Here is a 7,196-nt window from a genome sequence, read left to right on the forward strand (position 1 = left end):
GCCGCCCTCCCTAAATGTCACGGGGAACAAAATGGTAAGCCCTGATATAGCCCCCATTCTGTTCCTCGCTCTCTGCTTCGGCCAGCTTCCCGGCCCAGTATTCAAGCTCTTTCCGCACGTCGTACAGGTCCGCCCGCGTCAGGGACCGCCCTTCGATTTGGTATCGCTGGCCGGTTGCGATTGCTTCCTCCGCCGCAAGCCAGATTTTCAGCCTTTGCCTGCACAGCTCTTTACTGAATACAGCCATTTACACACCTCCGATGCCGCCGCTCAATTTCCGCCACCCCTTCCGGCGAGGCGCTTGTCCCGCTCCCGGCTCCGGCTTCTGGAGAGGCGGGTTGTAGATTTCCAGCGCGGCGGTCGCGTAGTTGCGCAGGTCCAGCGGCTCGTTGCGCTTGTACCCCTCGTCCCGCAGCACCCAGGAGACGGTCATTTTCCCCTTGCGGAACCGCGTGATTTTCATTTCGCTTGCCAGTCCCTTGAAGTAGGTCGCGTCGTACCCGGCCCCCTCGTCGGACGGGAAATGGCAGTAGTTCGGCCCCCGCTCGGTGACGCGCAGGCGCTGGTAGATAAAATCCTTCCCCGCGTCAACGCCGATGGTGAACAGCGGCGTCTTGACCCGGTTATCCGTGGACGGGTTGCGGATGTATGGCACGCCCTGTCCGCCCTTGCCCTTGATGGCGAACACATAGCGGTTGAACTTGTCCACGGTGAAGCTGTAGACCTGGTTGGACCTGTAGCCGCTGTCGATGCACGCGGCGGAAATATAAAGCGCCGTTCCATCCTTCTTGTGAAACGGCGTCAGCAGAAAAGCGTCCAGGTTTTCCCACACGGGATTTTCCATCGTGTCCCCGATGATTTTCTGATAGCGGATGCCCCAGCTCTCCTTGCCGACGCCCCAGCCTACAACCTCGACCTCGAAACGGTCCGCCTGCACGTCCACGCCCGCCGTCAGCACCAGCACGTCGTCCGGCACCTCTGCGCCGTATAGCTCCCGCCGTGTGATAAGCGCGTCCTCGTCCACCCGGTCGCCCGGCTCTTCCCACGTCTCGCCCAGCTCCGTGTTGACCCACGTTTTCATCTTCTCCGGGTCCCCCTGGCGCAGAAGCTCGGTAGCAAGCTGGTGTTTCTCCACAACTTCGTGCCAGCCGCAGAAGTTGGAGGCCAGCGTATTCAGGTGGAAGCCCCGCGCCTCGGCGTTCGGATTCTTCGCCACGAAATGGCCGTGCTTGCCCTGGCGCTTCCATTCGTACTCCCCGAATACCTCCCCGCACCGTTCACACTCGTACAGGATGGGCTTTGTCAGGTCGTCCTTGTCAAATTTGACTTGGCTCCACACAAGCGGCTGGAAATGCCCGCACCCAGGGCAAGGCACATTCCACTCTTCCATGGTGCTGTTCAAAAACTCTTTTTCAATCCTGCTGTGTCCCTTGATGGTCGGCGTGGAGACGATAACCGTTTTCTTGTCCCAAAAGGTCGTCTGCCTCTTTTGGGCCAGCAGCAGCGGGTCCCCCTCCGTCCCGGCGCTCTCCGGGTAGCCGTCCACCTCGTCGGCCAGCAAAACCTTGATGGGCCGCATACGCAGGCCCACGGGGCTGTTTGCTCCCACGATGGTCACATGACCGCCGGGGAAGTTTTTCTTTAGAATGGTGTTTCCGCTGTACCGGCTCTTGGTGTCCACCAGCGCGGACAGCACCGGCATATCCCGAATCATGGGCGCGAGGAAGTCCTTGGAAAGCGCCTGCGCCATATCAAGGGTAGGCTCCATCACCATCACCGGCGCGGGGTAGTAGTGCATATAGTAGCCCAGCACGTTCATCAGCATGGCCGTCTTTCCTATCTGCGCGGCGCTCATAATGACCACCTTGCGGATATGATGATTCCCGATGGCGTCCATGATTTCCCGCTGGTAGGGCGCGTTGTCCGTGTTCCAGCGCCCAGGCGCGGCGGCGCTCTCCGCTGATATTACCCGGTATGTGTCCGCCCACTTGGATAGGGTCAGCGCGGGCGGCGGTTTCAGCAGCGCGGCGCAGCGGGCGAACATCGCTTCCGTCTGCGGCGCAAGCTCAACAATCCACGCCCTAACTTCTCTTGTGTTCATCGTTCCTGTCCTTCCCGCTCCCGCCGGGCGGCAGCTTCCCCCGCACGCACCGGGGGAATGGGCAGAATACCCGCCGGTCGCTGATTCTGTTTGCCCATATGCACCCTTCGCACGGGTCAACCGCTTTCTTCTTCATCGTCGCCCTCCGCCAGCGCAAGGAGCGTCCGGTAGTCGGACAGCTCTTCCAGCGCCTCGTCCACGGCCCGTTTCATTTCGTCGAAAATCTCCGCCTGGTTGCCCTCCATCTGTGCCAGGCGCGGGGAGAGCTTGGCGGGCAGCATCAGGAGCTTTGCGCGGATATTCAGGCACATGGTCTTGATGCCCTTTTCGATTTCCTCCGAACTGTGCAGCGTCCCCCGCCGCAGGTCGTTCTCCATATCCGCCGCTTCCCGCTTGGCGCGGGTGAGCAGCGCCCGCTCGTCGTTCAGGTCTGTTTTCCCGGTCCCCTTCCGCAGATACATGATGTACCGCGTGATGGTCGGTTTCATTTCATACAGGCCGGGCAGTCTCTCGCTGATGATTCCCTCGTCACGCAACTGCCGGACCCGGCGCGGCGTCAGCGCCAGCCAGTCCGCCACGGCTTCGCAGGTATACAGTTTCACGGCCCCCACCTCTTTCCCAATAGATAAGTGGCTATGGCGATTATCATAGTCGCAACCGCGAACATTGCCAGCATTTCAATTAGTGACAGTCCCAGCAGCGCCGCCGCAGCGGTAGCGCCCGCTATAACAAGCGTCACCGGCACGATTCCCCATACCGGCCCGCCCAGGATTGCCGCCGTCATAAGCAGTACGGCCAGAAGCAGACCGCCGCCGAATATTACGATTGCGTGCGTCACTGTTCGTCCTCCAACTCTTTCCCCGGCGGGTCGCCGGATTCCTCCAGGTCGCCCACGTCCACGCTGCCAGAAGCCCGCATCCGCAGGATGTCCAGCCGCTCCCGCTCCATGGCAAGGCGGGCCGCGCTCTCGTCCAGCCCCCGCAGGCTGTCCGTGATTTTGGCGATACGCCCCTGTACCTTGTAAAGCGCCTCCTGCAAGCTCTGGACCCGCTTAAAGGCGCTGTCGCTGAAACGCATGGTGGTGTTGTTCTTCCCGCGTATCTCCGTCATGGCGCTTAGATACATGGCCCCTTCTTCCGCTTTCTCATAGTCCGCGATTTTAGAGAGGATTTTATTTTCCCGGAATTTCAGCACCTTCATTTCATGTTCCAGAGCGGCCCGGACCTCCAGCGGGGTTGCCTCCACCAGCTTTTTTTCTTCCTCGGTCAAGGTATCAAGAAAGACGGCGCTGTAAGCTCCGTCTTTTTCTGCGTTCTTATTTCTCGTCGGCGCGCCCTTGTGGCTCCCGGCGGCGTTCCGTTTTCCCTTGCTGTTCTGGTTTCCCTTCTGCCCGCCCCGCTTCCTCTTCGGCGTCGGCACGGCTTCATCCCATTTTTCCGCACTCTTCCAGTTCCGCAAGGTCTGGCGCTTCACGCCCAGCCGGTCGGCCAGCTCTGCCAGATTGACTTCTTCGCCACGGCTCCGGCGCTCTATGTATTCAGCCCTGGCGGCATCATGCTCCGCGCTCCGCCTCGCCACAGCGCCGCGCCCCCTCTCTAAATGGTAGTGGCCCGCGCCGCCTACATATATACCCCGCGTAGGAACGTAGGGCTTCGGCGGACGCAGGCCACAAAATAGAAAAGCCCGCAGCGTTTCCGCCGCAGGCCAATAATTCATGGTATCAGTTTATCACGAAAACCGGGACACAGTGTGCCACTTTTCCAAAATTCATAATTTGTTCACAAGCGGCCCCCTTGATTTTTAACCCCCGATTTTTGGGGACCCCCTACTTTTTTCCCGGCCCGCCGGGGGAAGCGAAAAAAAATCCCTCATACCTAATTAAATTCTGCGCTCACGGACCCGCAGGCGGCGAGGGGTGCCCAGGGAGTACCTACGCCCTCGCGCGCGGTTTTGATTCGCGCCTGTGCGCGTATGTGTTGAATCTTGCGCGGGCGCGGTTTTGTGGTCCGGCGTGTCCGGTCCGGCCCGGTCCCCGTCCGCCGGACCGGGCCAGGACCGGACCGGCTGGCTGGTGGGGGGAAGGGGGCGTATATATCCAGCTATCAGGAGACTATACCGCGCGCATAAAACCCCTCCGGCGCGGCTGGTCCGGTCCGCTCCCTAGTCCCGGCCCGGTCCGTCTTGTGCGCCTTGCAAGGCCATTTTCAACCACCGGCGCAACCTGCCCCAGCATCGGCCCCCGGTCCGGTCCGGCTCCTGGTCCGGCTGATGCAGGCCGGGCGGGTCCTGCTCCCAGTCCAGGCGGAGCAGGTCGAGCGGGTCCGGCGCTCCCGGTGCCGGTCCTGTCCGTCATTGTCCGGCGCTTGTCCATGCCCCCGGCGTCGTCCCCCATCCCGGCGCGGTCCTCTTGCCCGTCCCCGTCCCCGGCCCCTGTCCGGCTCCCGGTCCGGTCCTTGCGCGTTGCCCCGGTCCCGGTCCGGCGCGGTCCTCCGGTCCTGGTCCGGCTCCCGGTCCGGCGCGGCCATTTCCAAAAGCAACCGCGATTTTTCCGCCCCCTACACCGGGCCGCAAAATTTCCAGCGATTTTCCCGGCGAGGTATTTTATGCGCGCGGTCTAAGTCCTGATTCTTGGTATATTAACGCCCCCCTATAGTCCCCCCACGGCTGGTAAAAATTCACTGGAAATTCTGGAGGCATCCCCGCCGCGAATGTTCCCGCTTTTGCCATTTTCGCCAAAAACAGCCCGGAAAATTTGTGCAAAAATAGTTCCCCACGCCCCCCTTTAGGGGGGGCTGGGGGAAAGGTTTTCGGGGTCTTGACGGCGGCGCGGCCATCGGCTAACATCCGGGACAAGCCCAGGCCACACGGCCCCGGCCCAGCGAACCGCCCCAGGCGTGATAGTTCAGGCGAAACGCATTCAACCGTGCAATCTGCACAACGCAAGACGCATTCAACCGTGCAAATTGCACAAACCGAAAAAAGTTTGCGAAAATCGCTTGACAGCCGCATTCAACCGTGCTATGATGCAACCATCCCGAGCGGCACGGTTGAATGCAAGCCGCCAGGGATTGAACCTTGACAACCTACATGGCCACCGCCCCGGCAAGAACACGGGCGGCGTCAGTTGAACGCACAACAGCGACCGCAAGCGGCTAAAGACTTGCGGACCTCCCAAACCCCCGCAAGGCCGACGGCATCCCGCCGCCGCTGGTGAAAGTCCAGCCGCCGGAGAAATCCGGCGGGCGCTCATGGGGGAATCCCCGGACAACATGAAAACCATTTGACAGGCGAAAGCCGGAAGGGAGATAAAACCATGAAAAATCAATTCACTTACAAGCCCGAAATCCTGGTGGAAATGGCGCAGGAGTATTTGCAGGCGGAGAACGACGCCCGCATTTTCTACCGGCAGCACCGGCCATTCCCCGGCGCAATGCTGGACCTGCGGACCGTCGAGGACCACGCCAGCTACGAGCGCCACGACAAAGAATCCTCCTGCACCTGGAGCGCCTTTGTCAGTGCTTGCAGGCTGGTGAACGCGGACCCCGACGCCGTTATGGCAACGGTCAAGGCTATGAACCGCTACGAAAAGCGGGAGCGCTGGCAAGTCTGCGCACACCTTCCCAGCGGCTACGACTGGCACAACCACGAGGACCGAAAAGACACCCTCCGCCGCTTCTGGTCCGTCCCCGACCCGGACGCCGATTATTTCCAGTCCACCGGACGCCGGAAGCCCTGGACCGTTGAACAGAAAGCCGTCTGAACATCCCCGCAAGGCCGACGGCATCCGCCGCCGCTGGTGCAAGCCCAGCCGCCGGAGCAATCCGGCGGGCGCTCATGGGGAACAATCCCCGCAGCATCCACCACAGCGACACAAGGAGGTTTTTACCATGACAGCAGCAGAAAAGAAAATCAGCGCTTTTTGCGCCCGTCGCGGCCTTGCCTATGAATGGCAAGCCCTGAAATGCAACGGACGGCGCGCCGTCGTTGAATCCCTGGACCGCGAACAGCACGCCGCCACACTGGCAGCGGCCCGCCGCTTGAAGGGAATCCGCGCCAAAGAATGGACCTGCGGCGCTGGCGGAGTATGGGAGGGCCGCGTATACCTCCAGGACGCCGCCGACGGTGAACGCATCGACGCCATTTTAGCGGCGGAGTACGAGCGCAACCAGAATTGGAACCAGGTCTATCATAACTGCATCGTTGACGGCCTGGACCCGTCTACCGCATCCCGCCGGGCGGAAGCCCTTTACCCCACGCCCGCCGCCATCTGACAGCCCGCAAGGCCGACGGCATCCCGCCGCCGCTGGTGCAAGCCCAGCCGCCGGACAACCCCGGCGGGCGCTCATGGGCCGAAAGACCCGGAACACATCAACCCAACCCCAAAATTTACAGGAGGTTTTTACCATGACAAACACCGAAATCATCTACAAGGCCGCTATCACCCACGGCATCCCCCAGGAGCAGCTTGACGCCTACCTCCAGCGCGGCGACCTGCCTTTCCACACCGCCGCCGATTGGTCTAAACGCGGCTACCAGGTCCAGAAGGACGCCGCCCCGCTCTTTGACTGCTACCTCTGGAAGCACACCACCAAGCCCAGCGCCGCGACCATCAAAGCCGCCGAGGAAGCGGGCAAGGAGGCCCCGGAGCAGTCCCCGCACTTCTACCAGAAACTTTCTTACATCTACGGCCCCGCCCAGGTGGAGAAGAACGCCCCCGCGCCGGACCTGGCGACCATCAAGGCCCGGTTTGGCAACCTGCCCGGCCTGGTCCTGAAAGTCAAGGGTGAAAAGACCGGCGCGCCCAACGTCTGGTTTACCGGCGACGTGGAGAAGTACGCCGACGAAATCAAAGCGGCGGGCGGCATCTGGAGCAAGAAAAAATCCGCCTACTGGGTAAAGCCCAGCGCGGCCCCGGCGGAGGACAAGCCCGCCGCGCCGGTCCCCTCCATCATGGAGGACGCCCCCGCCGCCCCGGCGGTCAAGCCCTGCACCGCTCTTGTCCCGGCCCCCTGCACTGCTCTTGTCCCGCTCCACTACTTCCACAAACCCGCCCCGGCCCCCGCGCCGGAGGCCAGCGCCCAGCCCGCCGGACCGG

The 7,196-nt window shown here is 62.0% G+C and carries 7 protein-coding genes and 1 pseudogene; 3 read left to right on the forward strand and 5 right to left on the reverse strand.

Features of this window, described 5'->3' with window-relative positions; all coding sequences use genetic code 11:
• Positions 1 to 10: 10 nt before the first annotated feature.
• From D1641_RS13180 to terS, 5 genes are all read right to left on the reverse strand, one after another.
• Positions 11 to 247, reverse strand: coding sequence for a DUF6148 family protein (locus D1641_RS13180; RefSeq protein WP_160666452.1), 237 nt, complete (start codon positions 245 to 247; stop codon positions 11 to 13).
• Positions 248 to 2,101 carry a phage terminase large subunit family protein gene (locus D1641_RS13185; RefSeq protein WP_160666454.1) on the reverse strand — a complete coding sequence of 618 codons (1,854 nt, stop codon included), beginning with the start codon at positions 2,099 to 2,101 and terminating at the stop codon, positions 248 to 250. It abuts the gene before it with no gap.
• 116 nt (positions 2,102 to 2,217) lie between these two features.
• Positions 2,218 to 2,703, reverse strand: a complete 486-nt coding sequence (locus tag D1641_RS13190) for a hypothetical protein (RefSeq protein ID WP_160265766.1) — start codon at positions 2,701 to 2,703, stop codon at positions 2,218 to 2,220.
• The gene (locus D1641_RS13195) at positions 2,700 to 2,939 is read right to left on the reverse strand and encodes a hypothetical protein (RefSeq protein WP_160265767.1); all 240 of its coding nucleotides are present in this window, start codon (positions 2,937 to 2,939) and stop codon (positions 2,700 to 2,702) included. Before D1641_RS13195 ends, D1641_RS13190 begins: the two co-directional genes overlap by 4 nt.
• Positions 2,936 to 3,679 carry a phage terminase small subunit gene (gene terS / locus D1641_RS13200; RefSeq protein ID WP_160666456.1) on the reverse strand — a complete coding sequence of 248 codons (744 nt, stop codon included), beginning with the start codon at positions 3,677 to 3,679 and terminating at the stop codon, positions 2,936 to 2,938. Before terS ends, D1641_RS13195 begins: the two co-directional genes overlap by 4 nt.
• A 1,735-nt stretch (positions 3,680 to 5,414) precedes the next feature.
• Here terS and D1641_RS13205 point away from each other — a divergent pair.
• From D1641_RS13205 to D1641_RS13215, 3 genes and pseudogenes are all read left to right on the forward strand, one after another.
• Positions 5,415 to 5,861, forward strand: coding sequence for a hypothetical protein (locus D1641_RS13205; RefSeq protein ID WP_160666458.1), 447 nt, complete (start codon positions 5,415 to 5,417; stop codon positions 5,859 to 5,861).
• 127 nt (positions 5,862 to 5,988) lie between these two features.
• Positions 5,989 to 6,372 carry a hypothetical protein gene (locus D1641_RS13210; RefSeq protein WP_160666460.1) on the forward strand — a complete coding sequence of 128 codons (384 nt, stop codon included), beginning with the start codon at positions 5,989 to 5,991 and terminating at the stop codon, positions 6,370 to 6,372.
• A 133-nt stretch (positions 6,373 to 6,505) separates the two neighbouring features.
• A pseudogene (locus D1641_RS13215) lies at positions 6,506 to 7,196 on the forward strand (hypothetical protein); the annotation flags it as partial.

The organism is Colidextribacter sp. OB.20 (genome assembly GCF_009911595.1).
Taxonomy (GTDB): Bacteria; Bacillota; Clostridia; order Oscillospirales; family Oscillospiraceae; genus Lawsonibacter.

Bases quoted from the DNA above. Each gene is read 5' to 3' on its own strand.
- D1641_RS13210 (WP_160666460.1), top strand. From the start codon at position 5,989: ATGACAGCAGCAGAAAAGAAAATCAGCGCTTTTTGCGCCCGTCGCGGC.
- D1641_RS13185 (WP_160666454.1), bottom strand. From the start codon at position 2,101: ATGAACACAAGAGAAGTTAGGGCGTGGATTGTTGAGCTTGCGCCGCAG.
- D1641_RS13180 (WP_160666452.1), bottom strand. From the start codon at position 247: ATGGCTGTATTCAGTAAAGAGCTGTGCAGGCAAAGGCTGAAAATCTGG.
- D1641_RS13205 (WP_160666458.1), top strand. From the start codon at position 5,415: ATGAAAAATCAATTCACTTACAAGCCCGAAATCCTGGTGGAAATGGCG.